Here is a 25,889-nt window from a genome sequence, read left to right on the forward strand (position 1 = left end):
TTGAATCGAGGCTGGTCAGGCCGTCGCCTTCTGCATCTTCTGGACCTTCTTCAGCAGGATGTTCCGCTTCAGCATCGACAGATAATCGACGAAGAGGACACCGTTCAGATGGTCGATCTCATGCTGGAGGCAGGTGGCGAGCATGCCGTCCGCCTCAAGCTCCTGCTGCTGGTTCTTTTCGTCCAGATAGCGGACGCGGATGCGCACCGGCCGGGTGACCTCGGCATACTGCTCCGGCACCGACAGGCAGCCTTCCTCGCACACCGCCTTTTCATCGGAAGACCAGACGATTTCCGGGTTGGCGAGGCGGATCGGGTTTGCCGGCTCGCCCTTCTCATGGACGTCGACGACGATGACGCGGTCGAGCACGCCGACCTGCGGAGCGGCCAGACCGATGCCGTTGGCGTCGTACATGGTCTCCACCATGTCGTCCATCAACTTGACGACGCGCGCATCCACTTCGGCGACGGGTTGCGCCTTGCGCTTCAGGATCGGATGCGGGGCGACGAGGATCGGAAGACGGGCCATGGGTGCTCGATGCTGATAGGGGGAGTTCAAACGGACAAAGTAGGCGGACCGGGTGTTCCGGTCAAGGAATCGGACCTGTGCAAACGGTGCGGAACCGCCCGCCGTGTAGGGTTGCGCCGGACGCCGGTTGGGCGTAGTCGATGCCGATCATGCCCGATGCCACGACCGTTCCTCCCCCTCCGCCGCGCTGGACCCAGGACGCCGCCCTGGCGCTGGTGTTCCTGACCCGCCTGCCCCTTCCTCCCATCGGTCCACTGAATGGTCCGCTGGCCGAGGGTGCCTCGGCGCGGGCGATGGGATGGTTTCCGCTGGTCGGCGCGCTGGTCGGATTGACGGGCGGCGTGGTGTTCGCCATGGCGGCTCTGCTGCATCTGCCGCCTCTGGCGGGCGCGCTGCTGGCGCTGGCGGCGACGGTGCGGCTGACCGGCGGCCTGCACGAGGATGGCGCGGCCGACGTCGCCGACGGCTTCGGCGGCGGACGCGATCTGGCACGCAAGCTGGAGATCATGCGCGACAGCCGGGCCGGCAGCTATGGCGTGCTGGCGCTGGTCTTCTCGGTCGGCATCCGCGCCGCGGCACTGGCCGCCCTGCCGGTGCCGGCGGCGGTCTCGGCTCTGGTGGCGGCCGGGGCCCTGTCGCGCTGCGGGCTGGCGATGATGGCTCGCGTCCTGTCCCCGGCCCGCCGCGACGGGCTGGCGGCGGCACAGGGTCGGCCGGCGATGGCGACGGTGCTGCTGGCTCTGGCGTTCGGCATCGCCATTGCCGTGGCGGCGCTCGGTGGGCTGGCCCTGCCGGCGCTGGCGGCCTCGCTTCTGGCGGTGATCGCGGTGTCCGCGCTCGCCCGCAAGCAGATCGGCGGGCACACCGGCGACGTCTTCGGCGCGGCGCAGCAGGTGGCGGAAACGGCGGTGCTGCTGACCCTCTCCGCCCTCATGGGAGCATCGGCATGAGCGCGGTAAGCCTCACCCCCCTGACCGTCACCCGCTGGTGGCTGATCCGCCACGCGCCGGTCCACAACCCCGACGCCGTCATCTGCGGATCGAGCGACCGCGAGGCAGACACCGGTAACCGCGCCGCAGCCGCGGCCCTGGCGGCAAGCCTGCCCGCCGACGCCCTGTGGCTGACCAGCCCGCTCCGCCGCAGCCGTCAGACCGCCCAGGCGCTTTGGAGCCGCAATCCCCGGCTTGCCGGCACCGCCGTGGTGGAACCGGCGCTGGCCGAGCAGGATTTCGGCGACTGGGAGGGGATCAGCCACGATACCGCGGCGCTGCGCGACCCCGAAGCGGCGGCGCGCTTCTGGCGCGACCCCGCCCGCCATGCCCCGCCAAACGGCGAGAGCTTCGCCATGGTGATGGAACGCACGGCTGACGCGCTGCGGCGGTTGACCGACCTCCATGCCGGACGCGATCTGGTTGCGGTGATCCATGCCGGCAGCATCCGCGGCGCACTGGCGCTGGCGCTGGATCTGACGCCGGAGGCGGCGCTGCGGCTGCGGATCGACCCCTGGTCGCTGAGCCGGATCGACCACCACCACGCCGGGACCGGGGCCTGGTCGGTCGGTGGAGTGAATCTGCAGTGCGGAACTTTCTGACCGCTGCCGGCGTTCCCCAGTCTCCGTTGGGCTACCGAACGAGAGGCAGACCATGGTCCATAGCACCACCGCCGGCCACAGCCCCGACCAGGGCGAAATCAAGAAGCTCTGGGAGATGATGAAGGGCGTCCAGGTCGCGATGATGACGACGCTGGACGACAACGGCCGGCTGAACTCCCGTCCGATGGCGACGCTGTCCCATGCGGGGTTCGAAGACGGCACCTTGTGGTTCTTCACCCGTGCCCATTCCGAAAAGGTGGCGGAGATCGACCGCCACTGGCGCGTCAACCTCGCCTATTCCAATCCGGACAAGCAGGATTACGTGTCGGTTTCCGGCATCGCCGAGGTCGTGCGCGACCGCGACAAGATCCGCTTCCTGTGGCGCGACATCATGAGCACCTGGTTCCCCCAGGGGCCGGACGACCCCGAGGTCGCCCTGCTGAAGGTGTCGGTCGATCAGGCGGAATATTGGGACAGCCCGTCCAGCACCATGGTCTACGCCTATGGCTATGTGAAGGCGAAGCTGACCGGCCAGTCACCGGATCCGGGCGACAACGCCAAGATTGCGTTCCAGTAAAGGACCGGCCGAAGCAGGCCGTCCCGACATGAAAAAGCCCTCCCTGCCGACCGCGAGGCCAGCAGGGAGGGCTTTTTCGTTCAAGGCGCGGAAGCGTCAGGGACGCTGCTGGTTACCAGCTCTTCGCACGGGCCGCGGGCTTGCCGTTGCCGTGGGCTTCGCGGCGGGCATGACCATGGTCCGGGCGGGCGTCGCCGCGGTGGTTGTCGTTGCGGGCATAGTCCGGACGCGGACCACGCGGAGCGTGCGGGCCCTTCGACTCGCCGTTGCGGTGCCACGGCTTGCCGCCGCCACCCGGACGGCCGTTGCGCCCGGCCGGACGGCCGGCACCGCCGGTGGTGAAGGGGCGCGTCGGCTCCAGGCCGGGCACCACATGCACCTCAAGCGTCGCCTTCGTGTAGCGCTCGATGCGGACCAGGGTCTCGCGGTCGGCGCGGGCGGCGAAGGAGATCGCAACGCCCGAGGCGCCGGCACGGCCGGTGCGGCCGATGCGGTGGACGTAATCCTCCGCCGAGCGCGGCAGGTCGAAGTTGATGACATGAGTGATGTCGCGCACGTCGATGCCGCGGGCGGCGACGTCGGTGGCGACCAGCAGGCGGACCTGGCCGGTGCGCAGGCGCTGGAGCGTGCGGTTGCGCTTGGTCTGATCCATGTCGCCGTGCAGGGCGGCGGCGGCATGGCCGGCGGCGCTCAGCTCCTCGGCCAGCGTGTCGGCATCACGCTTGGTGGCGGCGAAGATGATCGCCTTGCCGACCTCTTCCTGGGCGGCGAAATGCTGCAGCAGGCGGCGCTTGTGGTCAAGGTCGTCGGCATGGTGCAGGCGCTGCTCGACATTCACCGAAGTGGCTTGGCTTTCGACGGCCACGCGCTCCGGGTTGCGCAGCAGGTTGCCGGCGAGCTGCGCCATGCGGCGGTCCAGCGTGGCGGTGAACAGCATGGTCTGGCGCGTCGGCGGGCAGCACTTGGCGATGGTCTCGACATCGTCGAGGAAGCCCATGTCCAGCATGCGGTCAGCCTCGTCGAGGATCAGCACCTCGACCTCGTCCAGGGCGATGCGGCGGCGGGCGACATGGTCCAGCAGGCGGCCCGGAGTACAGACGAGCACGTCGACCGGACGCGACAGCAGGCGCAGCTGCTCGCGGTAGGGCATGCCACCGACCACGTCCACGATGTTCAGCTTCATGAACTTCGCGTATTTGCGGGCGGCGTCGGTGACCTGCTTGGCCAGCTCGCGGGTCGGGGCCAGCACCAGCACGCGCGGGGTGGCGGCGCCGTTCAGCGGCAGCTCGGCGGTGCGGGTCAGCGCCGGCAGCATGAAGGCGGCGGTCTTGCCGGTGCCGGTCTCGGCGGTGGCAAGGATGTCGCGACCCTGCAGCGCCGGCGGAATGGCGGCGAGCTGGACCGGGGTCGGGGTGGTGTATTCGAACGCCTCGAGGGCCTTCAGGACGAGCGGGTGCAGGCCGAGTTCGGAAAACGTCAAGTCGGAACAACCTTCTCAAAGCAACACGGCACGACCCCGCGCGCCCCGATGGCGGGCGTGGGACATACCGGCGGACTCGCCGGGAGGAGGTCGATAGAGGGAGAGGCGTCTATCCGATGCAGCGGCCAGAGCGTCCCTAGAACACCGGGACGTTTACCCCCTAGGGGGTTGCCGTTGCGCAATCACAGCGCGTCTCGCTCAAGAGACGCGCGAGCCTCCAGCGATCAAGACGCCCTACATAGGCTATTGCGCCGCACAAAACAAGACTCATCGCAGGACGAGCCCCGCGTCGATCACTTGACGACCATGCGTTCGATGTAGATGTCGCGGAACAGGCCGGTCCCGGCCTCGCGGTTCACGGCCTCCTTGATGCGTGCCTTCAGAACCTCGGCGGAGCCGGGGCCGGTCAGGGTTTCGCTGTCAATCCGGCTTACGGTCTGGAACAGCCGGTCGGCGATGCGGTCCTGGTAGCGCAGGATGCGGTCGGGCTCCACCTTCGGTGCCAGCACCAGCGAGACCTGCATCTCCACTGCCCGTACCCCGCCCAGCGGAACCTCGATCGCCGGCAGCTGCGCCAGCCGCGGCTTCGGCCCCATCCGCGCTTCGATCCGCCGCTGGTCCAGGATGCGATCGAGAGCGACACCGCCGCCATAGGCAAGCCCGGCCAGAGTGAACAGAGCGATCAGGACGATGATCAGAAGCCGGGTGGGATGCGCCGGTTCCGGCTGAGCTTCATGATGGGGCGCCAACTCCTCACGCAATGGATCGGGAGGCGGGGTCGAAAACAGCGGTCCGTGAAGCGTACGATGCGTGGCCATGATCGGCCTCCTGCGGGCCGGGCGGCGGGAGCGGGATCGAGTGTAGCGCGGTAGCGGTTAAGATTCCGTGGAAGGCGCCGTCCCTTGCCGCCTCACCGCACGCACTCGGCCAGCCCGTCCCGTCGCACCAACGCCATCCGCCGCTCGATCACCCCGGCCCGGCGGGCGACATAGGCGCTGGGCCGGGTCGGCGACCAGTTGCGCGGACTGGGCAGCACCACCGCCAGCAGCGCCGCCTCGCGCCGGGTCAGCGCCGCGGCGGACTTGCCGAAATGGCGACGCGCCGCCGCCTCCGCGCCATAGACGCCGTCGTCCCACTCCACGATGTTCAGATAGACCTCCAGGATGCGGCGCTTGCTCCACAGGCTTTCGATCAGCAGGGTGAACCAGGCCTCCGCCCCCTTGCGGGTCCAGCTGCGGTCGGGCCAGAGAAAGGCGTTCTTGGCGGTCTGCTGGCTGATGGTGCTGCCGCCGCGCAGCCTCCTGCCGTCCTCATTCTCCTCGAAGGCGTCCTCGATGGCCGCCCAGTCGAAGCCGCCATGGCCGCAGAAGCCAGTATCCTCAGAGGCGATGACCGCCTCCACCAGGGCCGGCGAGATACGCTCCAGCGGTTCCCAGTCGCGCGACAGGCCGGAGCCGCCCAACGCCCGGATCAGCATCAGCGGGGTGGCCGGCGGCGGCACGACCCGGTAGATCGCCGCCCACAGGATGGTGAAGGCAACCAGCCCCGCCACCCCGATCAGCGCCCAGCGCAGCAGTCTTCGCATAAGGCCCCGTCTCCGCTCGGCTCCCCAGGACTTCCCTCAATGGGGGGGAAGCGGCGGGCCGTCAACATCCCGCGCTCGCTTTGAGGCGGCCGGCCACCATATAGTGCCGCCGATGGACCTGACCGCCGATCCCACCCCGCTCCACAGTCTCGACGACGCGCCCGCCATGGTGGCCGGCGCGCGCCGCGTCGTGTCGCTGACGCTCGACGGCGAGGTGGAGGAGCTGTCGCTGGCTGCCGCCGCCTCGAAGGTGCGCCGGCAGCCGCCGCTGGTCTGCCATGCCCGCGCCTTCGCCCGCCGACTGGGAATCGACGGCTTTCCGGCCTTCGACGTGCTGGAACTGTTCGCCTTCGTCCACCCCGCCCGCTTCTGCGTCCCCACCCCGCGCGGCATCGCCGAGGCGCTCGACCTGCCCACCCCTGAGGGGCATGAGGCGGAGGCGCTGGCCCTGCAACGCGCCGTGCGCCGGCTGCTGGGCGATCTGGGGGCTCCCCAAACCCCTGGCGGACGCGAGGAGTCCTCCGACCCCGTCGCCTTCGCCTGGGAGATGGGGCGCGCCGGCTGGCCGTGGGCGCCGGCGGTGCTGGCCGCACTCGGCAAGCCCGATGGACCGGAAAAGGGTGCCGCCCGTTCGGGCCTGCGCGTCTGGACCCGCATCAAGGAGTGGGAAGAGGGGGCTCCCCCGCCGCCACCCGCGCAGAATCCGGTGGAGCCGGAAGAGGCGCGCCGCCGCCTCGCCGCCATGCTGTCGGCCAACGTGCTGGGCAAGGTGGCGGAGCCGCGGCCGCAGCAGGCCGATTACTCCAGCGCGGTGTCCGCCGCCTTCGCCCCGCGCCAGCTTCCCGACACGCCGAACGTGGTGCTGGCGGAGGCCGGGACCGGCGTCGGCAAGACGCTGGGCTATCTGGCGCCGGCCACGGTGTGGGCGGAGAAGAATGGCGGAACGGTGTGGATTTCCACCTACACCCGCAACCTCCAGCACCAGATCGATGCCGAACTGGACCGGCTCTACGCCGACCCGGCGACCAAGGCGCGCAAGGTGGTGCTGCGCAAGGGCCGCGAGAACTATCTGTGCCTGCTGAACCTGGAAGAGGCGGTGCGCGCCATGCCCTTCCAGCCGCACAACGCCATCGGCGTCGGGCTGATGGCGCGCTGGGCGGCGGCGACGCGCGACGGCGACATGACCGGCGGCGACTTCCCCGGCTGGCTGGTCGACATCGCCGGGCGCGGGCCGACCATGGGGCTGGCCGACCGCCGCGGCGAATGCATCTATTCCGCCTGTGACCATTACGCCCGCTGCTACATCGAGAAGAGCGTGCGCCGCGCCCGCCGGGCCGACATCGTCATCGCCAACCACGCGCTGGTGATGGTGCAGGCGGCTCTCGGCGGCGGCGAGGAGCCGACGCTGCCCAGCCGCTACGTCTTCGACGAGGGGCACCATGTCTTCGACGCCGCCGACAGCGCCTTCGCCGGCCATCTGACCTGCCGCGAGACGCAGGAGCTGCGGCGCTGGCTGCTCGGTGCCGAGGAGACCGGACGCAGCCGCGCCCGCGGCCTGAAGCGCCGGCTGGAGGACATCGTCGCCAACGACGAGGAGGCTCTGCGCCATCTCGACGACATCCTGATCGGCGCCCGCGTGCTGCCCGCCGACGGCTGGTCGGCGCGGCTGGCCGCCGACAACCCGCAGGGGCCGACCGAGCGCTTCCTGCTGCTCGCCCGCCAGCAGGTCTATGCCCGCACCGCCGGTCAGGGCGGCCCCTACAGCCTGGAGGCCGACAAGGCCTATCCGGTCGATGGGTTGCTGGAGGCGGCGGCGGAGTTGGAGCAGTCCCTGGTCCGCCTGTCCGAACCGGTGGAGGCGCTGGCCCGCCGGCTGGCCCAGCGGCTGGAGGATGAGAGCGCCGAACTGGATTCCGACCAGCGCCGCCGCATCGACGCATTGTCGCGCAGCCTGCACCGCCGCGGCACCCTGACGGTGGAGGCGTGGCGCGCCATGCTGCGCACCCTGCCAACCGAAACACCCTCCCACTTCGTCGACTGGTTCGCGGTGGAGCGGATCGACGGTCGCGATGTCGATGTCGGGCTGTACCGCCATTGGGTCGATCCGACGGTTCCCTTCGCCGAGGCGCTGGCCGGCCCCGCCCATGGGCTGGTGGTGACCTCCGCCACGTTGACGGACGGCACCGGCGATGTCGGACAGGACTGGCGCGCGGCGGAGGACCGTTGCGGCGCCAGCCATCTGCCGGCCCCGGCGATCCGCGCCCAGGTCCCCTCCCCCTTCGACTATCCCAACCGCACCCGCGTCTTCGTCGTCAACGATGTACGCAAGGACGATCTGGGGCAGGTCTCGGCGGCCTACAAGTCGCTGTTCCTGGCGGCGGGTGGCGGCGGACTCGGCCTGTTCACCGCGATCAGCCGGCTGCGCGCCGTGCGCGACCGCATCGCCGAACCGCTGGATCAGGTCGGCATCCCGCTCTATGCCCAGCATGTCGATCCGCTGGATGTTTCGACCCTGATCGACATCTTCCGCAACGAGGAACACGCCTGCCTGCTGGGCACCGACGCGGTGCGCGACGGGGTGGACGTGCCGGGCCGCTCGCTGCGCCTGATCGTGTTCGATCGCGTGCCCTGGCCGCGGCCCGACATCCTCCACCGCGCCCGGCGCGACGCCTTCGGCCGCCGCCGCTACGAGGACATGATCACCCGCCTGCGCCTGAAGCAGGCCTTCGGTCGGCTGGTGCGCCGCGCCGACGACACCGGCGTCTTCGTCCTGCTCGACCCGATGATGCCGAGCCGGCTTGCCGGCGCCTTCCCGGACGGGGTGGAGATGCGGCGGGTCGGGTTGAAGCAGGCGGTGGAAGAGACGGCGGAGTTCCTACGGGGCTGGTGATGGCGCGGGGGGTGGGACGAGCCCGCCCCCCGCTCTTCCCCGCTCTTGTTAGGCCGCGCGGACGGACGCCAGGAAATCCTGGACTTCCCGGCTCAGGCGTTCGGCGTTCTGCGACAGCTGACCTGCGGCGTCGAGAACTTGGCCGGCGGCGTTTCCGGTCGCCTCTGCGCTCTGCGTCACGCTGCCGATGTTGCCGCTGACCTGCTGGGTGCCCTGGGCCGCCTGCTGGACGTTGCGGGAGATTTCCCTGGTAGCGCTTCCCTGCTCCTCGACCGCCGAGGAGATGGTGGTGGAGATGCCCTGGATCTGCTCGATGATGTTGGAGATGCTCTGGATGGCGGAGACGGTGTTGCGGGTCTCCTCCTGAACGGCAGCGATCTGCTGGCTGATGTCCTCTGTGGCGCGGGCCGTCTGGTTGGCCAGGCTCTTGACCTCGCTGGCGACGACGGCGAAGCCCTTGCCGGCCTCCCCGGCACGGGCCGCTTCGATGGTTGCGTTCAGGGCCAGCAGGTTGGTCTGGCCGGCGATGGAGTTGATCAGGCTCACCACCTCGCCGATGCGGTCGGCCGCCGCCGTCAGCTTGCGCACCAGTTCGTTGGTGTTGGCGGCTTCGACCGACGCCGTGTTGGCGACGCGGGCGGATTCGGCGACCTGCCGGGCGATCTCGCCGATCGAGGAGGACAGCTCCTCCGTGGCGGCGGCGACGGTCTGGACGTTGGCCGAAGTCTGCTCGGCGGCAGCGGCGACGGTGGAGGCGGCTGCCGTCGATTCGTCGGCAACCGACGACATGGTCTTCGCGGTGCTCTGCAACTGACCCGACGACGACGAGACCGCCGTCACCATACCCATGACCTTCTGCTCGAAGCTGTCGGCCATCCGGTTCATGGCGCGCTTCTGCTCCTCGGCGGCCTGGACCTTCTGCGCCTCCTGCTCCTGGCGCAGGCGCTCGACCTCCAGGGCGTTGGTCTTGAACACCTCGACCGTCCGGGCCATCGCGCCGATCTCGTCATGGCGGGCGGTTCCCGGGACCTCGACGGCCAGTTCGTTGCCGGCCAGCCGTTCCATCACCCCGCACAGGGCGTTGACCGGCCCGGTGATGCCGCGCCCGATCAGCCACGCGGTCAACGCGCCCAGCAGCGTTCCGGCCACGCCGGCGATGATCGCGGCAGAAGAGGCCCAATCGATGCGGCTGCTGATGTCCTTCGCCGTGTCGGTATTGAGACGCTCGACATAGGCGCTGGCGGTGTTGTTGGCATCGGCATAGCGCTTGGCGGCGGCATTCACCTCGGCGATGGCCTTCTGATAGTCGGGCGAGGCGCCATCGACGCCCTTGGCCTTCAGGTCGTTGAAGCTGCGGGCCTTCGCCTCGAAATCGACGATCGACTCCTCGAACGCCCTGACCAGCCTGTGGCCCTCGTCGGTGACGATCAGGTTCTGAACGGCCTGCAGCTGGGCGCGGGCCTGGGCGAACGCCTCGTCACGGCTCTTGAGATAGCCGGCGTCGCCGGTGGCCGCATAGCTCCAGGCCATGACGCGCCCCTGCCTGACGCTCAGGTAGGAGTCCTTCATGCCGATCACGACCGCGGATCGGTTCTGCGACAACGCGGCATAGTCCCCGAGACTCTCGAACTGGGACATTGCGAAGGCCGCGAGGGCGATGATCAAGGCAACTAGAAGCCCAAATCCCACCATCAGACGAGCGGAGATGTTCAACCTAGCGAGCACCGTTCTTCTCCACGTTCAGAGAGCTTGTCATTTTTCGCGGCAGGCCAAGGGAAACCAAAGTCACCGAGAGCCTCCATGCGCATCCGCAAGTTGGAGGTGCTGGAAATGCGGATTCCTAAAGAGCACGGACACCATACCGGAAATATATTAATGTACGGATAAGCGCAGAAACTCCTGCCACGCTCATAATGCAACGCTGCAATAAATTTAAGTCCATATTTATTGATATAAAGTTGCAAATATTCTAGATTTGCCTTTTGGAAAATAACAACGCCGCAAATCATTACACTCCTGTGTCGCCAGCAATCTCAAATCGGATTGTTGGGATTTCTTCTTTCAGCAGGACAGCCCGTTCCTCCGGACCGAGATGAGCGGCACCGCCGAGCTTTCCTGTCAACTTTCACAATCGCCTGCTCGTCGAAGAATGGCCTCTTGAACGGCATGGCGGTAAGACCGGGAAAGTCCGCGTCAGCACGTCCCGGCAGGATCGAAGCCGGTCCCGGCGATCCGTTTCAGGCATTTCCGCAAATGCGTCGGGACGGCGTCCGCGCGAAAGCGCGGCCGCGATGTCGGCAGGCGGCACCCGACAGGCAAGCCGATAGCCCTCAGGTCGAAGCCTCCGGATTGCAGAACGAGGACCGGTATTATGCCCCGGTGAACGCGAACTCCGGATCGGTCCATTGTCGGCTGCGCAGGAAGGCGGCGGCCTCGTCGATCGGGACGGGCCTGCCCACCAGATAACCTTGCAACAGATCGCACCCGTTGGCCTTCAGGAACTGGCGCTGTTCTTCGGTCTCCACGCCCTCGGCGATGGTTTCCAGCTTCAGGCCCCGCGCCAGCAGGATGATGGTCTCCACCAGACGGGCCGCCGCCTCGTTGCTGCCGGCATCCACGATGAAGGAGCGGTCGATCTTCAGCGTGTCGAACGGATAGCGCTGCAGATAGCTCAGCGACGAATAGCCGGTGCCGAAATCGTCGATGGACAGCCGGACGCCGAGCCCGCACAGCGCGCTCAGGGTGTTGGCGATCTCCGGAGCCTCATCCATGATGACGCCCTCGGTGATCTCCAGGTCCAGGCGCTCCGGCGGCAGACCGCTGGCCGCCAGCGCCCGCGTCACCTTGGCCTTGAAGGACGGGACGCGCAATTGGCGCGGCGACACGTTCACCGCGATTCGGGGAGTGCAACCGGGCACCGTGAGGATCGACGCCGCCTCGCGCACTGCGGTCTCGATCACCCAGTCGCCGATCTCGCCGATCAGGCCGATTTCTTCGGCCACGGTGATGAACTGACCCGGCGCGATCAGGCTGCCGTCAGGCTGGCGCCAGCGCAGCAGGGCCTCGAACGCGACCGGCGCGCCGGTGTCCGTCGCCACGACGGGCTGATAGTGCAGCACGAATTCGCCGCGCTGAACGGCACCGCGCAACCTGTTTTCCAGGGTCAGGCGACGCTGCACCCGTTCGTTGATCGCAGCGGTGTAGAATTCGTAGCGGCTGCGCCCCTGCTCCTTCGCCCGGTACAGGGCGAGGTCGGCGTTGCGCAGAAGCTCCGGCCCGTCATCCCCGTCGGTCGGATACAGGGCGATGCCGATGCTGGCGGTCACGAAATGGTCGTGGCCGTTGATCGTGAAGGGAATGGAGAAGGCCCTCACCACCCGTTCGGCCACCTCGCGGGCGGCACCGTTGCTGGCGATGCACGGCAGAATGACGAGGAACTCGTCACCGCCCATGCGCGCCAGGGTGTCGCCCTGCCGGATGGACGCCTTGAGGCGTTGCGCCGCCTCGCGCAGCAGCGCGTCGCCGGCCTCGTGGCCGAGGGTGTCGTTCACGTTCTTGAAATGGTCGAGATCGATGAACAGCAGCGCGCTCGGCACCTTGTTGCGGCGGGAGTTCACGATCGCCTGTTCCAGACGGTCGCGCGTCAGGAGCCGGTTGGCCAGACCCGTCAGTTCATCGTAATGTGCCTGCCGGTACAGTTGCTCCTCGAAAGCCTGACGCAGGGCCATGTCGCGCTCCAAAGCCTCGTTGGCGCCCGCCAACTCGCGATTGGCGGCATAGAGATCGCCGGACATGTCGTTGAACGAGCGCACGAGCTGATCGAGTTCGTCGGGATGCTCCCGCTTCGGACGGTCAAGGGTCAGCAGCGGCGGGGCCGCCCGGACGTCGTGCCGCCGCATATAGTCGGCCATCGCCATCAGATGGCGCGTCACCAGACGGTGGAAGATGAAGAGGATGAAGGCCGAAACCAGGAAAGTCTTGATCCCCTGGCTGACCAGGATCACTTCCGCCGTTCCGAGCAGGCGGCTATAGACACCGGTCAGGGTGGCTTCCACCCGCAGGATGCCGATCACCTGCGGTCCGTTCGCGGTCATGCGCGTCAGCGGCATCTCCGCAGCCAGGACGGATTGGACCTGAGGCTGGCCAAGCTTGATCACCAACGGTTTCCTGACACCCGTGACGACCTCCCGAACCTCCGCCATCCTGACGTCGGGCAGCCGCATGATGCCGTCGAGCACCAGGGTCAACTGATCGCTGTCGAACTGCCACAGACTGCCGCCAAGGCTCGGAACGGTGCTGAGTTCGATGTCGCGGAAACGGGCGTGGATGCCGTCGACCTCACGGCGGAAATCGAAATAGAGCTGCACCAGTGTCGAAATCAGGGTGACCAGGGAGCTGAACAGAACGATCGACGCCAGCACGCGCGTGGCGATCCCGGCGCGCAACGGTGTCGAGCCGAAGCGATCCCCCGGCGCCGCGGCAGCCGATCCGGCATGGAACGGGCCGGAATCCGATGGGCTCGTTTCCGATCGGGACGATGCCACACCGACCTGCTCCACTCCCTCCGCCATAGACGTCCCCCGTCTGCACCATGGAACAGGCTACTCCAAGCGGATGGGCGGGGGAATAAGGGACGAGACTGAGTTGCATCGGCCGTCGACAGGCACAATGACACACAAGATTCACATGTTCACTACAGACTGAATTTCAGAGCTTTGCCAGAAGCAAAAAGCCGGATTTCCGAAGATTGCTTGTTCCGACAAGAATTTTTTAAACACCTGCGCAATTCCCGCACGGCGCGGCTTGGAAACATTCGCGGTATTGTGAAACTTTATCAACCTGCAGGGGCATATACCGCAAGCAATCCTGAAAGCGTCACCACGCTCAGCACGGTCGAAACCAGGATCGCCGAAGAGGTGCGCTCCACATAGGTCTGGTACTGGGTCGCGACCACGAAGGTCAGGGCGCCGGTCGGCAAGGCGGCCAGGATCACCGCACTGCCGGTCCAGAAGGGGTCCATCGGAAACAGGGTCTGCGTCAGCACCCAGGCCAGGGCGGGATGGACCAGCAGCTTCAAGGCGCTGATCCACCCGGCCTCCGCCAGCCCGGCGGTCAACCGCTGCGAGGCCAGGAACAGACCGATGGCGAACAGCGCGCAAGGGCCGGCTGGGGAGCCCATCAGTTCGCAGAAGGTGGCGATCGGCTTCGGTACCGCCACGCCAGGCAGAAGCGCCGACCAGGCGAGGCCGGCGGCTGTGGACAGGATCAGCGGGTTCCTGGCCAGCGCCCGGCCGACATCGCGCAATGCCTTGCCCAGCCCATTGCCGTGGCTGTTGGCGAACTCCATCCAGATCACGGCGATGCCGACCATGATGGCGCTCATGATGACGGTCGCCAGGATGGTGGGGGCGAGACGGTCCGGACCGAAGGCAGCAAGGAACAGCGGAATTCCCATGTAGCCGGTGTTGGAGAAGGCGGAGTTCAGCCCCTGCATGCACTGGACCTGGGTGCGCTCGCGATGGACGAGGCGGCCGATCACCGCCCCCAGCGCATAGACCAGCAGCATCGACCCCAGAAAGGCGCCGATGAAGGGGCCGTTGAAGATTTCCGGGATGGAACGCCGGGCGGTGCCCAGGAACAGCACCGGTGGCAGAGCCATCCAATAAACGAACTTGTTCAGCGCCTCCGACGAGGCGGCCCCCAGCAGCTTCGACTTCCCGGACAGGAAGCCGGCCAGGATGATGGCGAATACGGGAAAAGCGACATTGAGGACGACGTTCATGGTGCGCGACAATAGGCAACGCCAACCGTCGCGTCGAGCAGCCGACCCCTCCGCTCCCGGCATGGCACCCTTGACGCCGCCTTCGCGGCGTCAGACGCCAAGCTTGACGCCGCGATGGCGGCGTTCGAGATTGCCGACCTTACACGCGACCACTCCTTAACGGGAGACCGCCCCCATGAGAAAGCCGACCGATTCCATGATCGACCACCACAGCGCACTCATCTACGTCATGGTCCTGGTGTCCGCCTGTGACGGCGACATGACCGACCTCGAACTGGAAGCCATCGGCGAGAATGTGCGCTACCTGCCGATCTTCAAGGATTACAGCGGCGATCAGGTGATGGCCGCCACCCGCGAATGCACCGCGATGCTGGCCGACAGCGACGGGCTGGACACCGTGCTGACCATCATCGAACAGGCGTTGCCGTCCAAGCTGCGCGAGACCGCCTATGCGGTGGCCTGCGACATCGCCGCCGCCGATCCCAAGGCCTCGCAGGAGGAACTGCGCATGCTGGAACTGATCCGCCACCGGCTGGGGGTCGACCGGCTGTGCGCCGCCGCCATCGAACGCGGCGCCCGCGCCCGCCACATGCGCCTGTGACCGCCTCAATAGCTGATTGAAAGCACCGCCATGACCGAAGACACCACGCGCCCCGATCTCGCCGGCCAGCGCATCGGCTTCATCGGGCTCGGCCTGATGGGCAAGCCGATGGCCCGTGCGCTCGCCCGTGCCGGCGCGGAGCTGGTGGTGACCAGCCGCAGCCCGGGCCCCGTCGCCGAACTGACGGCCGAAGGCATGATCGCCGCCACCGGCCCCGCCGCCGTCGCCGGACAGGCGGAGACCATCATCCTGATGCTGACCGACACCGCGGCGGTGGAAACGGTGGCCGGGGCGCTGCTGCCGGTCCTGCGGCCCGGCCATCTGGTGATCGACATGGGCACGACCGCCGTCGCCGCGACGCGCGCGCTGGCGGAGCGCATCGCCGCCACCGGGGCGGCGTGGCTGGACGCGCCCGTCTCCGGCGGGACCGTGGCGGCCGAGAGTGCCGTTCTGACCATCATGGCCGGCGGGTCCGAGACCGCCTTCATCCGTGCCCTGCCGGTGCTGCAGGCCATGGGCCGGCGCATCACCCATGTCGGGACCAGCGGTGCCGGCCAGATCGCCAAATCAGCCAATCAGGTCATCGTCGCCCTGACGATCGGCGCGGTGGCGGAGGCGCTGGCGCTGGCCAAAGCGGCCGGCGCCGACCCGGCGAAGGTGCGCGACGCCATCCGCGGCGGTTTTGCCGAATCCCGCATCCTCGACCTGCATGGCGGCCGGATGGTCAGCGGCGACTTCACCCCCGGCGGCCGGGTCACCACCCAGGTCAAGGATCTGCGGCAGGCGGAGGAGCTGGCCCAGCAGTCCGGCATCGACCTGCCGACGCTCGGCCTGTCGCTGGAGCTGTTCGAGATGCTGGTCGACCAGGGTGACGGTGGGCTGGACCATTCCGCGCTCTACCGACTGTTCGCCCGCTGATGCCGCAACCGCCAAGGGCCTGCCACACTCCCATAATCCTTTAGCATGAGAGACAATACTTAAGGGCCGCCCCTGATTGCCGCCTCTTGGTGCATAACCGCATATTCGCTGAGCTTGTGACAATACAATGACAGCGGAAGCGGAGACGGCGAATGACGATAACCCTGCGGGCCACCTTGATCGGGGCTTTCGTCATTCTGGGAGCCATGCTCGGGCTCGAAGCCCTGAACTCGGTGACGACCCTGAGGTCGGCGAACGAACGGATGAAATCGGTCTACGAGGACCGCGTGGTGCCCTTGCGCGATCTCAAGATCATCTCCGACGCCTATGCCGTCCTGATCGTCGATACGTCCCACAAGCTGCGGTCAGGCGCACTGCCCTGGCCGGACGGCGCCGCTTCGGTGCGCAAGGCGCAGGCAACGGTGCGGGAGCGTTGGACCGCCTATACCGCCACCAGCCTGACCGCCGATGAGGTGAGGCTGGTGGCCCTGGCCCGTTCGGCGATGGACAGGGCCGACGCCGCGGTGGCGACCCTGCTGCGGATTCTCGATGCCCAGGACAAGGCGGCGCTCGACCGCTTCGTTGTCCAGGATCTCTATCGGAACATCGATCCGGTGACCGATCAGGTGAGCGCCTTGATCGACCTTCAGGTCACGGTCGCCGCCGAGGACTTCAAGGGCTCCCAGCAGCTCTACCTGCAGGAAGCCCGGCAGTCCTGGCTTCTGCTGGCCGCGGCGGCGGTTCTGCTGGCCGCCGGTATCGGAGTCGTGGTCCGTCGTGTCATCGCCCCGCTTCGTCAGATGACCGAAGCGATGGATCGCCTGGCGGCGGGCGACGTGTCGGTCACTGTGCCGGCGGCCGGGCGCCGGGACGAGATCGGCCAGATGGGCCGCGCTGTCGCCGTCTTCAAGGACAACGCCATCGCCAAGCAGCGCATGGAGATGGAACAGGAGCAGGCCAAGCAAGCCATCGAGATCGAACGCCGCCGCATGATGGCCGAACTGGCAGACCGGTTCGAGCTGGCGGTGCAGGGCGTTGTCGCGCAGGTTGGATCGGCCGCCGGGCAGCTGACCGCCAACGCGCAGTCGCTGTCGGGACTGGCGGAGCAGAGCCGTGCGCAGGCCTCGGCGGTGGCGGGTGCCACCGAGCAGACCTCCGCCAACGTGCAGACCGTCGCCGCCTCGGCCGAGGAGATGGCCACCTCCATCGGCGAGATCACCGGGCAGGTCGGCAACACCGCCGACGTCGCCCGCCAAGCCGCCGAACGGGCCGGCCGGACCGACGCCACCATCCGCCAGCTGGCCGACCATGCCAAGGCGATCGGCGACGTCGTCCAGCTGATCAACGCCATCGCCAGCCAGACCAACCTGCTGGCCCTGAACGCCACCATCGAGGCGGCGCGCGCCGGCGAGGCCGGCAAGGGCTTCGCCGTGGTGGCCGGCGAGGTGAAGAACCTCGCCACCCAGACCGCCAGGGCCACCGAGGAGATCGCCAGCCAGATCGCCAACATGCAGGGGGTCACCGGCGAGGCGGTGGAAGCCATCTCCGAGATCGGCCGGACCATCGACGACATCAACCGCATCGCCGCCTCCGTCGCCGCCGCCATCGAACAGCAGGACGCCGCCGCGCGCGAGATCGCCCGCAACGTCCAGCAGGCCGCGGTGGGGACGGAGGAGATTTCCACCAACATCGTGTTGGTGCGCCATGCGGCCGAGGACACCGGTGTCGCCGCCGAGGACGTGCTGGGTGCCGCGCGGACGTTGTCGGGTGATGCCGACCGGCTGTCGGCGGAGGTCGAGCGCTTCATCCGGCAGGTGCGCGCCGCCTGATCGGCGGCCCGCCTCCGGCCGCAAATCCCGTCCGTTGCGGCAAAGCTCCGCTTTCCGCAAGTTTCTTGTCAAAACGGTTGAGGATAAGCGCCGCATCGTCCATTCTCGCGGCTTTCCACAGGATGGCAAAGCACTGCCGATCCCAATGTCCACAGGGCACTCGACAGGTCAGGCGGCGATGACGGGCGAACGCATCTATCTCTACGACACCACGCTGCGCGACGGGGCGCAGACCCAGGATGTGGATTTCTCGGTCGCCGACAAGATCGCGATTGCCAAGGACCTCGACCGTCTGGGCATCGATTACATCGAAGGCGGCTGGCCGGGCGCCAATCCGACCGACGACCAGTTCTTCGCCGAGGCGCCGGAACTGAGCCGCGCCACCTTCACCGCCTTCGGCATGACCCGCCGCCCCGGCCGCAGCGCCGCCAACGACCCGCAGCTGACCGCGCTGGCGCAGTCGCGCGCCAAGGCGGTCTGCATGGTCGGCAAGAGCTGGGACTTCCATGTCGACGTCGCGCTGAACATCCCGCGCGAGGAGAATCTCGACCTGATCCGCGACAGCATCGCCGCCCTCCATGCCGCCAAGGGCGAGGCGCTGTTCGATGCCGAGCATTTCTTCGACGGCTACAAGCGCAACCCGGCCTATGCGGTGTCCTGCATCAAGGCCGCCTTCGAGGCTGGTGCGCGCTGGATCGTGCTGTGCGACACCAACGGCGGCACCCTGCCGCACGAGGTCGACGCCATCGTCCGCGAGGTGGTGGAGACGCACGGTATCCCCGGCGACCGTCTGGGCATCCACTGCCACAACGACACCGAGAACGCGGTCGCCAACTCGCTGGCCGCGGTGCGGGCCGGTGCCCGCATGATCCAGGGGACCATCAACGGGCTGGGCGAGCGCTGCGGCAATGCCAACCTCGTCTCGCTGATCCCGACGCTGATGCTGAAGATGGGCTACGAGACCGGCATCCGGCGCGAGGATCTGCCGCTGCTGACCCAGCTGAGCCGCGCCTTCGACGACCGGCTGAACCGCGCCCCCAACCGCCACGCCCCTTACGTCGGAGCCAGCGCCTTCGCGCACAAGGGCGGGCTGCATGTCTCGGCGGTGGAGAAGGATCCGGCCTCCTACGAGCATGTCGCCCCCGACGCCGTCGGGAACAGGCGCCAGATCGTCATGTCGGATCAGGCCGGCCGCTCCAACCTGATCGTGCGGCTGCGCGACATCGGCATGGCGGTGGACGCGAAGGACGACCGCCTTGCCGGCCTGCTCGACCTGGTGAAGCAGCGCGACAGCGACGGCTACGCCTACGACACGGCGGAGGCCAGCTTCGAGCTGCTGGTCCGTCGTGAACTGGGCGAGGTGCCGCGCTTCTTTGAACTGCTGCGCTTCCACGTCACCGACGAGCGCCGCTACAACGCGGTCGGCAAGCTGGTGGTGGAATCGGAGGCGGTGGTGCGCGTGCGCGTCGGCGACGCCGTGCGGATGGAGGTGGCGGACGGCAACGGCCCGGTGCATGCGCTCGACGTCGCCATGCGAAAGGCGCTGGAACCGGCCTATCCGGCGCTGACCAAGGTCAGCCTGTCCGACTACCGCGTCCGCATCCTGGCGGCCAAGGACGGCACCGGCGCCATGCCGCGCGTGCTGATCCGCAGCGCCCGGACCGACGGCGCCGAATGGTCGACGCTGGGCGTGTCGACCAACATCATCGAAGCGTCGATGGAAGCGCTGGTCGACAGCTACACCTACGCGCTGATGAAGGGCGACGCGACTCCGGTGTGACGGACCGGGGGAAGGACCACGCGGCACCTTCCCAGCATGGCCATGTTCTGTTAGCTAGAGCGGTTTCTCGGGGCGCTCGCATTCACGCGGGGACGGCTCCGGTCATCAGCGCCCGTATTGCCGCGGGTCCGCTCTCGGAGGATCATCGCCATGCTCTGGCTCGCCGCCTATATCGGCAGCATTCTTGCCATCAACTTCGCCTTCAGCCTGTATCCGCACTTGGATCTGGTCTGGTCCTGCTGGGCCGGTCTGATCTTCATCCTGCGCGACATGGTGCAGGTGCGTTTCGGCCATTGGGCGCTCGCCGCCATGCTTGGCGGCACCGTGCTGTCCTATCTGCTGACCGATCCCTTCGTCGCCACCGCCAGCGTCGTCGCCTTCGCCGTGTCGGAAATGATCGACTGGGCGGTCTTCACCATCACCCGCCGCCCGCTGCGCGACCGGCTGTGGATCAGCGCCGCCCTGTCGGTGCCGGTCGACACCGCCATCTTCTTCGGCATGCTGGACGTCTGGGATCCCGCCGTCTGGGCCGCCAGCTTCGCCTCGAAGCTGCTGGGCGTCTCGGCGGTCTGGCTGCTGATGCGCGCCCGCGACGGGCGCATGGCGGTCGCGGCATAATCAAGCCTTCAGGTTCCGCCACCCTCTCCCTCTCCGGCATGCCGCCGGGGGAGAGGGTGGCGCGCTTCCTCAGAACCTCTTCACGAACCGGTTGAACAACCGCCCCAGCGGCCCGGTCATCCGCAGCCCGCCGATGGTCGTGGCAAGGCACAGGCAGCCTTCCGGGTCGGACACCGGACGGTGGACCAGCGACGGGTCGCCGATGGCGATGTCGCCGGGCAGGAAGGCGCCGAGTTCGTCGGAGAAGCCGCCCTCCAGAACCACGGTCAGTTCGATGCCGCCATGGGTGTGCTTCGGCACGCCGACACCGCCCTTCATACGGATCAGCCGGGTGGTCCCCTCCGGGCCGGACAACAGATCCAGGCTGCGCATGCCCGGCTGGAGGAAGCGCCAGCCGCTGTCGCCGATGCACCCGTCGCGGTCCAGGCGTCCGCGCAGATAGCTGCGCAACGGTTCCGGATAGCGCGACTGCTCAGCCGACGGCTTGGCAGCCGGGCGGCAGGGCGCCGGCCGCTCATGGTCCAGGCGGGCCATCAGCGCCTCCAGACAGCCGGCGGACAACGGTTCCGGCTCCAGATCGTCCAGCATTGCGCCGCCGATCGCCTCCATCTCGGCCACGGCATGGCGGCAGGCGGGGCAGAAGGCCATGTGGGTGGCGACAGCCAGCGACGCGCCCTCGCACAGGGCGCCGCCGGCATAGTCGATCAGCAGGGTGTCGCCGGGGTGGTGGCTCGGCCGGTTCATCGGAAATGCCTCATCCGATATCCTTCAGCGACCGGCGCAGGCGTTCCATCGCCAGACGCAGGCGCGATTTGACGGTGCCGAGCGGGATGCCGTGCTCAGCGGAAATGACGCTGTGCGGCTTGTCCTCGAAATAGGCCATGCGAAGAAGCTCGGCCTGTTCCGGCGGCAAATCCTTCAGCGCCGCCCGCAGGCGACCGCTGCTCTCCTTCGCCTCGATTCGGCGGTCGGCGGCCTCGTCGGGTTCCGGCACCAGGGCGGGATCGTCGGGGTCGATCTCCGGACGCTGTTCGCGGCGCAACACATCGATTCGCTTGTTGCGGGCGATGGTGAACACCCAGGTTCCGGCCGAGGCGTGGATCGGATCATAGGTTTCGGCACGACGCCAGACCAACAGCATGACCTCCTGAGCAAGCTCTTCCGCCGCACCGGAGTCGCATCCCAACCGGCGCAGATACGTCTTCAGCCGCGGCGCGAAGTGGCCGAACAGTATCCCGAACGCCTGTTTATCCCGCTCGCGCCCAACGGCGACGAGCAGGTCTTCCAGGCTGGGGGCCATATCGGCCGCGGGGGTGTGCTGGTCCTGCATCGGCCCATTCAAGGGGAACATCGGCCGTCGCACAAGCCGGGGATGGCACCCAGTCCCGGATTTCGCGGCAGCATCCCCTTTTTCAAGGCCCCTGCGTCAATCCTGCACCCTGATCTACACCGTGTCCTGCACGCCTCCGGCCTTCACGCCGGGCTGTATGTCGCATCGTGATCCCCGATACGCAACCGCCCGGCCGTTGGATCACGAAAAAACCGGGCCCGCGGCATTTTGTCGGGGCTTGCCGGAGGATTGGGTGTGGCGCTATCGGATGAACCCCATGGAGCGCAGGGCTTCCGCCACCTCCGGCATCTCCAGCGCCTCGACGAAGCGGCGGACGGCCGGACGGTCGCGCCGGGCGGCGGGAATGACGAAGTCGTAATGCTCCTCCTGCAACGGCAGGAAGCCAAGCCCATAGAGGTTCGCCGCGGTTTCGATGGCGACGCCCCAGTCGGCGCGGTTCTGCGCCACCGCGACGGCGACGGCATTGTGCGACTTGGCCTGCGTCCAGTATCCGGTCGGCCGCGCCGCCCCGAGCAGCCGGTCGGTCAGGATCCTGGTGCCGCTGCCGGCATTGCGGTTGATCAGGATGCAGTCGGCCTCACCGGCGACCGCGCCGACCGCCTCTTCCGCCGTCCTGCCCTCGAAGCGCGGGTCGCCGCGGCGGAAGACGATGCCCTGCATGCGGCGGTAGCCGGTGACAAGCTCCAGTCCCGGCGCCAGGAAGGGCGTGTTGTAGATGCCGGTGGCGGGGTCCATCAGGTGGACGGGGGCGATGTCGCACTCCCCGCGCCGCGCCGCCGCCAGCCCACCCATCGAGCCGACATTCAGCGCCTTGACCGTCATCCCGTCGCCGATCAGGCGGCCGAGCACGGCGTTCAGGCCGATGCATTGGCTACCCACCACGATCAGGTCGGCGGGCGTCAGCGAACGGCCGAGCAGCTGGACCGACACTGGCGTGCCGGCCTCCACCGCCTCGGCCTGGGCGTCGATGGCGAGGAAGCCGTCGGCATGGCTGAAGGCGGTGACGGCACCCGATCCCTTGGACAGCGGATAGGCGACCAGTTCGTCCTCGTTGGCGCCCCCACCGGCACCCCCACCGGCACCATGGACCAGCGAGACCATGACATATTCGGTGCGCCCGCGCTCCGACCCCAGCCGCACCGGCAGGGTGGCCGCCACCTCCTCCGCCAGCGCCGGCGGCAGGCCGGCCATGGCGCGGATCACCGGGGCGACGAAGCTGTGGAAGGTGAACATGGCCGAGGTCGGGAAGCCCGGCAGGATCACCACCGGCTTGCCGCCGGTCACCGCGAGACACAGCGGCTTGCCCGGCTTCAGCGCCACGCCATGGGCGACGATGCCGGGATCGGACAGCTGCGCCACGATGCGGTGGGAGCGGTCGCCCGCCCCCTTCGAAGTGCCGCCCGACAGCAGCAGCGCATCGCACTCCAACCCCTGGGCGACCAGCCGTTCCAGCGCATCGTCCTCGTCCGGGGCGATGCCCAGGGCCACCGGCTCGCCGCCCAGTTCGGACACCGCGGCGGCCAGGATGGCGCCGTTGCTGTCATAGACCGCCCCGGTGCGGATCGGCTGGCCCGGCGCCACGATCTCGTCGCCGGTGGACAGGATGGCGATGCGTGGCCGGCGCACCACCGGCACCTCGGCCAGCCCGATGGCGGCGAGCACGCCGATCTCACGCGAGGTCAGGGCCTGGCCCCGGCGCAGCACCACCTCACCCCGGCCGATGTCGGAGCCGGCGGCGGCGACGAAGGCGCCGGGCGTGGCCGGACGGGTCAGCATGACGAACAGGCCGTCAGGCCGCTCCACCGCCTCGGTCGTCTCCACCATCACCACGGCGTCGGCGCCGCGCGGCAGCATGCCGCCGGTGGCGATCACCGTGGCGGTGCCGGGCTCCACCGTCAGTTCAGGGGCATGGCCGGCGGTCAGCACCTCGTCGTTCAGGCGCAGGGCAACCGGCCCGTCCTCCGCGGCGCCACCCGTGTCGGCGGCGCGCACAGCGAAACCATCGACCACCGAGCGGTCGAAGCCCGGCACATCCACCTCCGCCACCACGTCGGCGGACAGCACGCGGCCGAGCGCGGCCGACAGCGGCACCCGCTCCTCCCCCCGTGGAGAGAGGTCGAGATGGCGGTGGAAGCGGGCCCGCGCCTCCTCGCCGCTGACCACCTCCAGGAACTGGTCCTGGCGGGCGGCCTGGGCGACGAAACGGCGGATGTCCTCTCGGCTGCGGTCGGAGCTGTGCACGCGGCAAACCCTTGCTGAATAGGATCAGTCGAACCTGTACATGGTGACGGGTACGCCGTCCGGCACGCCTTCGCTGTCCGCCCCGATCAGGACGAAGCCGTCGGCCCGCGCCGCCGCCGCCAGCCCCGGCCAGCCGGGCGAGGCCACCGGCTCCACCCTGCCGTCCTCATCCAGCCGGACCCGGTGCAGGTCGAGACAGCCGATCTCCGACACCAGCTTGCGCGCCGTCACCGCCTGGACGGTCGCATGGGGCAGACCGGCCGGCAAGCCGGCAGCACGCCGCACCGCGCGCCCGGCCAGCAGTTCGTACGCCGCCAGCACCGCCATCGGCTCGCCCGGCAGCAGCAGGACCGGAATGCCGCCGGCGAGGCCCGCCCCGGCGCTGCCGCCCGGCCGCATCGCGATGCCATGCAGGTCGAGGCTGCCGGCCCGCGCCAGGGCGGGCGGCGCCACATCGTCCGGGCCGGCGCCGGTGCGCCCGGCGGACAGGATCAGATCGGCGCCGGGCCGAACAAGGGCCTCGGCGAGAACGTCGATCCCGGCCGCCGGCGTCTCGACCGCCGCAACCACGCCACCGTCACGCCGGACCAGCGCCGCCAGCATGGCGCCGAGCTGCTCCGGCGCGCCGGCCTTCGGGCCGCCGGCCAGCAGAATGCGCACCCGCGGCGCCGGAAGGACCGGCACGGCGTCATGGCCGGCGGCGGCGAGCAGGCCGAGATCGGCGGGACGCAGGCGCCGCCCGGCCGGCAGAAGCGGACGTCCGGCTGCGGTCCAGGCCCCCCGCCGCTCCACCCCGCTGCCGGGCGCCACCGCGTCGATGGCCTCTATGAAGGGACCGACGGCCTGCGCCGCCTCATAGGGGATCACCGCGTCGCAGCCCGGCGGCAGCGCATCGCCGGCGCTCACCGCCACCGCCGCGGTCAGGGGAACCGGATTGTAGGAGCCGGCACCCAGCGTATCGGCCGCCGCCACGGCATAACCGTCAAGTGCGGCACGGTCGGCCGGCGGCCAATCACCGACCGCCGCGACCGCGTCGGCCAGCCGCAACCCGGCACAGTCCGACAGCGGCAAAAGCCTTACGGCGGGTGCGGCGACCCGGTCGTCGATCCAGGCCCAGCCCTCGGTCAACGGCGACCGGCGGGCAAAGCCGCGGCCGCGGACATCATGCAGAGGCGAAGCGGGCTCCCGCACGGTCACAGCGCCGGCACCGTGGCGTCCTGCACGCGGTTGCGGCCGCCGCGCTTGGCTCGGTAAAGCAGCTGGTCGGCCATCTCCGCCAACTGGTCGGGGCTGCCCTCGGACGACGGGATCACGGTGGCGACGCCAAGGCTGATGGTGACATGGGGGGCGACCGGCGACTGGGCGTGCGGGATCCCGCGGTCGGCGACGCCGGCCCGGAAGCCTTCCGCGACGCGGGTGGCGCCGGGCCCATCGGTCTCCGGCAGCAGGCAGACGAATTCCTCGCCGCCATAGCGGGCGACGAGGTCGCTCGGCCGCCTTGCGCGATCCGACAACACCTCGGCCACCACGCGCAGGCATTCGTCGCCGGCCTGATGACCGTAATGGTCGTTGTAGGCCTTGAAATGGTCGACATCGAGGATGACCAGCGACAGAGGCAGATGCGACCGGGCGCAACGCCGCCACTCCCGCGTCATCGTGTCGTCGAAGCGGCGGCGGTTGGCGATCCCGGTCAGCCCGTCGAGGAAGGACAGGCTGCGCAGCAGGTCGGTCTGCCGTTTCAGCAGCAGATGGTTGCGCACCCGCGCCTTGACGATGGGCGGGCTGATCGGCTTGGTGATGAAGTCGATGGCGCCGACCTCCAGCCCGCGGGTCTCGTCCTCCACCTCGCTCTTGGCGGAGATGAAGATGACGGGGATATCGTGGGTGGCGGGGTCGGACTTGATGCGGCGGCAGACTTCGTACCCGTCCATTCCCGGCATCATGATGTCCAGCAGGACGAGGTCGGGCATCCGCGCCTGGACCAGATCCATCGCCTTTTCGCCGTCGGTGGCGAAATAGATGTCGTAATCGTCCTTCAGGATGCGGCTCAGCACATGGACGTTGGACGGGATATCGTCCACCACCAGGATTTTCGGGCGGGGGTCGGCCATGGGCGCG

Annotated in this window: 21 protein-coding genes; 9 read left to right on the plus strand and 12 right to left on the minus strand. The window is 68.6% G+C overall.

Annotated elements, in window-relative coordinates; all coding sequences use genetic code 11:
- Positions 1-15: 15 nt before the first annotated feature.
- On the minus strand, positions 16-528 hold the full coding sequence (def, locus tag E6C72_RS01990) for a peptide deformylase (RefSeq protein ID WP_109443146.1): 513 nt from the start codon (positions 526-528) through the stop codon (positions 16-18).
- 140 nt (positions 529-668) lie between these two features.
- Between def and cobS the strand changes: the two genes are divergently transcribed.
- From cobS to E6C72_RS02005, 3 genes are read left to right on the plus strand one after another with little or no spacing between them, the layout of a single operon-like run.
- A complete protein-coding gene (gene cobS, locus E6C72_RS01995) occupies positions 669-1,478 on the plus strand; it encodes an adenosylcobinamide-GDP ribazoletransferase (RefSeq protein ID WP_109443147.1) in 810 nt (269 codons plus the stop codon).
- Complete coding sequence (locus E6C72_RS02000; protein ID WP_109443148.1) at positions 1,475-2,119, plus strand: histidine phosphatase family protein; 645 nt, start codon at positions 1,475-1,477, stop codon at positions 2,117-2,119. The genes cobS and E6C72_RS02000 overlap by 4 nt, the downstream gene beginning before the upstream one ends.
- A 52-nt stretch (positions 2,120-2,171) precedes the next feature.
- Complete coding sequence (locus tag E6C72_RS02005; RefSeq protein ID WP_109443149.1) at positions 2,172-2,696, plus strand: pyridoxamine 5'-phosphate oxidase family protein; 525 nt, start codon at positions 2,172-2,174, stop codon at positions 2,694-2,696.
- A gap of 112 nt (positions 2,697-2,808) precedes the next feature.
- On the opposite strand, the gene E6C72_RS02010 is transcribed toward E6C72_RS02005, so the two are convergent.
- From E6C72_RS02010 to mtgA, 3 genes are all read right to left on the minus strand, one after another.
- Positions 2,809-4,176 carry a DEAD/DEAH box helicase gene (locus tag E6C72_RS02010; RefSeq protein ID WP_109443150.1) on the minus strand — a complete coding sequence of 456 codons (1,368 nt, stop codon included), beginning with the start codon at positions 4,174-4,176 and terminating at the stop codon, positions 2,809-2,811.
- Positions 4,177-4,469: 293 nt separating this feature from the next.
- Positions 4,470-4,994, minus strand: coding sequence for a flagellar basal body-associated FliL family protein (locus E6C72_RS02015; protein WP_109443151.1), 525 nt, complete (start codon positions 4,992-4,994; stop codon positions 4,470-4,472).
- Between the two features lie 92 nt (positions 4,995-5,086).
- Positions 5,087-5,761, minus strand: coding sequence for a monofunctional biosynthetic peptidoglycan transglycosylase (gene mtgA, locus E6C72_RS02020; protein ID WP_109443152.1), 675 nt, complete (start codon positions 5,759-5,761; stop codon positions 5,087-5,089).
- 112 nt (positions 5,762-5,873) lie between these two features.
- On the opposite strand from mtgA, the gene E6C72_RS02025 reads away from it, so the two are divergent.
- Positions 5,874-8,651, plus strand: a complete 2,778-nt coding sequence (locus E6C72_RS02025) for an ATP-dependent DNA helicase (protein WP_109443153.1) — start codon at positions 5,874-5,876, stop codon at positions 8,649-8,651.
- 48 nt (positions 8,652-8,699) lie between these two features.
- Here the strand turns inward: E6C72_RS02025 and E6C72_RS02030 are convergent, their stop codons facing one another.
- From E6C72_RS02030 to E6C72_RS02040, 3 genes are all read right to left on the minus strand, one after another.
- Positions 8,700-10,316, minus strand: a complete 1,617-nt coding sequence (locus tag E6C72_RS02030; protein WP_169055120.1) for a methyl-accepting chemotaxis protein — start codon at positions 10,314-10,316, stop codon at positions 8,700-8,702.
- Between the two features lie 704 nt (positions 10,317-11,020).
- A complete protein-coding gene (locus E6C72_RS02035; protein WP_247875964.1) occupies positions 11,021-13,195 on the minus strand; it encodes a bifunctional diguanylate cyclase/phosphodiesterase in 2,175 nt (724 codons plus the stop codon).
- Positions 13,196-13,485: 290 nt separating this feature from the next.
- A complete protein-coding gene (locus E6C72_RS02040) occupies positions 13,486-14,433 on the minus strand; it encodes an AEC family transporter (protein ID WP_109443156.1) in 948 nt (315 codons plus the stop codon).
- A 175-nt stretch (positions 14,434-14,608) separates the two neighbouring features.
- Between E6C72_RS02040 and E6C72_RS02045 the strand changes: the two genes are divergently transcribed.
- The 5 genes from E6C72_RS02045 (at position 14,609) to E6C72_RS02065 (ending at position 20,179) form a co-directional block, all read left to right on the plus strand.
- Positions 14,609-15,034 (plus strand): tellurite resistance TerB family protein, encoded by a 426-nt coding sequence (locus tag E6C72_RS02045; protein ID WP_109443157.1) that lies wholly within the window; start codon positions 14,609-14,611, stop codon positions 15,032-15,034.
- Positions 15,035-15,064: 30 nt separating this feature from the next.
- Positions 15,065-15,952 (plus strand): NAD(P)-dependent oxidoreductase, encoded by an 888-nt coding sequence (locus E6C72_RS02050; RefSeq protein WP_109443158.1) that lies wholly within the window; start codon positions 15,065-15,067, stop codon positions 15,950-15,952.
- 152 nt (positions 15,953-16,104) lie between these two features.
- Positions 16,105-17,781: a methyl-accepting chemotaxis protein gene (locus E6C72_RS02055; RefSeq protein ID WP_109443159.1), complete on the plus strand. Its 1,677-nt coding sequence runs from the start codon at positions 16,105-16,107 to the stop codon at positions 17,779-17,781.
- A gap of 178 nt (positions 17,782-17,959) precedes the next feature.
- A complete protein-coding gene (gene cimA, locus E6C72_RS02060; protein ID WP_109443160.1) occupies positions 17,960-19,561 on the plus strand; it encodes a citramalate synthase in 1,602 nt (533 codons plus the stop codon).
- A 150-nt stretch (positions 19,562-19,711) separates the two neighbouring features.
- Positions 19,712-20,179, plus strand: coding sequence for a preQ0 transporter (locus E6C72_RS02065; protein ID WP_109443161.1), 468 nt, complete (start codon positions 19,712-19,714; stop codon positions 20,177-20,179).
- A gap of 69 nt (positions 20,180-20,248) precedes the next feature.
- Here the strand turns inward: E6C72_RS02065 and E6C72_RS02070 are convergent, their stop codons facing one another.
- The 5 genes from E6C72_RS02070 to E6C72_RS02090 form a co-directional block, all read right to left on the minus strand.
- Positions 20,249-20,923 (minus strand): ChrR family anti-sigma-E factor, encoded by a 675-nt coding sequence (locus E6C72_RS02070; protein ID WP_109443162.1) that lies wholly within the window; start codon positions 20,921-20,923, stop codon positions 20,249-20,251.
- A gap of 10 nt (positions 20,924-20,933) precedes the next feature.
- Entirely contained in the window at positions 20,934-21,509 is a 576-nt protein-coding gene (locus E6C72_RS02075) for a sigma-70 family RNA polymerase sigma factor (RefSeq protein WP_109443280.1), read from the minus strand.
- Between the two features lie 261 nt (positions 21,510-21,770).
- Entirely contained in the window at positions 21,771-23,771 is a 2,001-nt protein-coding gene (locus E6C72_RS02080) for a molybdopterin biosynthesis protein (protein WP_109443163.1), read from the minus strand.
- A 24-nt stretch (positions 23,772-23,795) separates the two neighbouring features.
- Entirely contained in the window at positions 23,796-24,962 is a 1,167-nt protein-coding gene (locus E6C72_RS02085; RefSeq protein ID WP_109443281.1) for a molybdopterin-binding protein, read from the minus strand.
- A gap of 2 nt (positions 24,963-24,964) precedes the next feature.
- Positions 24,965-25,882: a diguanylate cyclase domain-containing protein gene (locus tag E6C72_RS02090; RefSeq protein WP_109443164.1), complete on the minus strand. Its 918-nt coding sequence runs from the start codon at positions 25,880-25,882 to the stop codon at positions 24,965-24,967.
- Positions 25,883-25,889: the final 7 nt, after the last annotated feature.

The sequence above is a fragment of the Azospirillum sp. TSH100 genome (assembly GCF_004923295.1).
Taxonomy (GTDB): Bacteria; Pseudomonadota; Alphaproteobacteria; order Azospirillales; family Azospirillaceae; genus Azospirillum.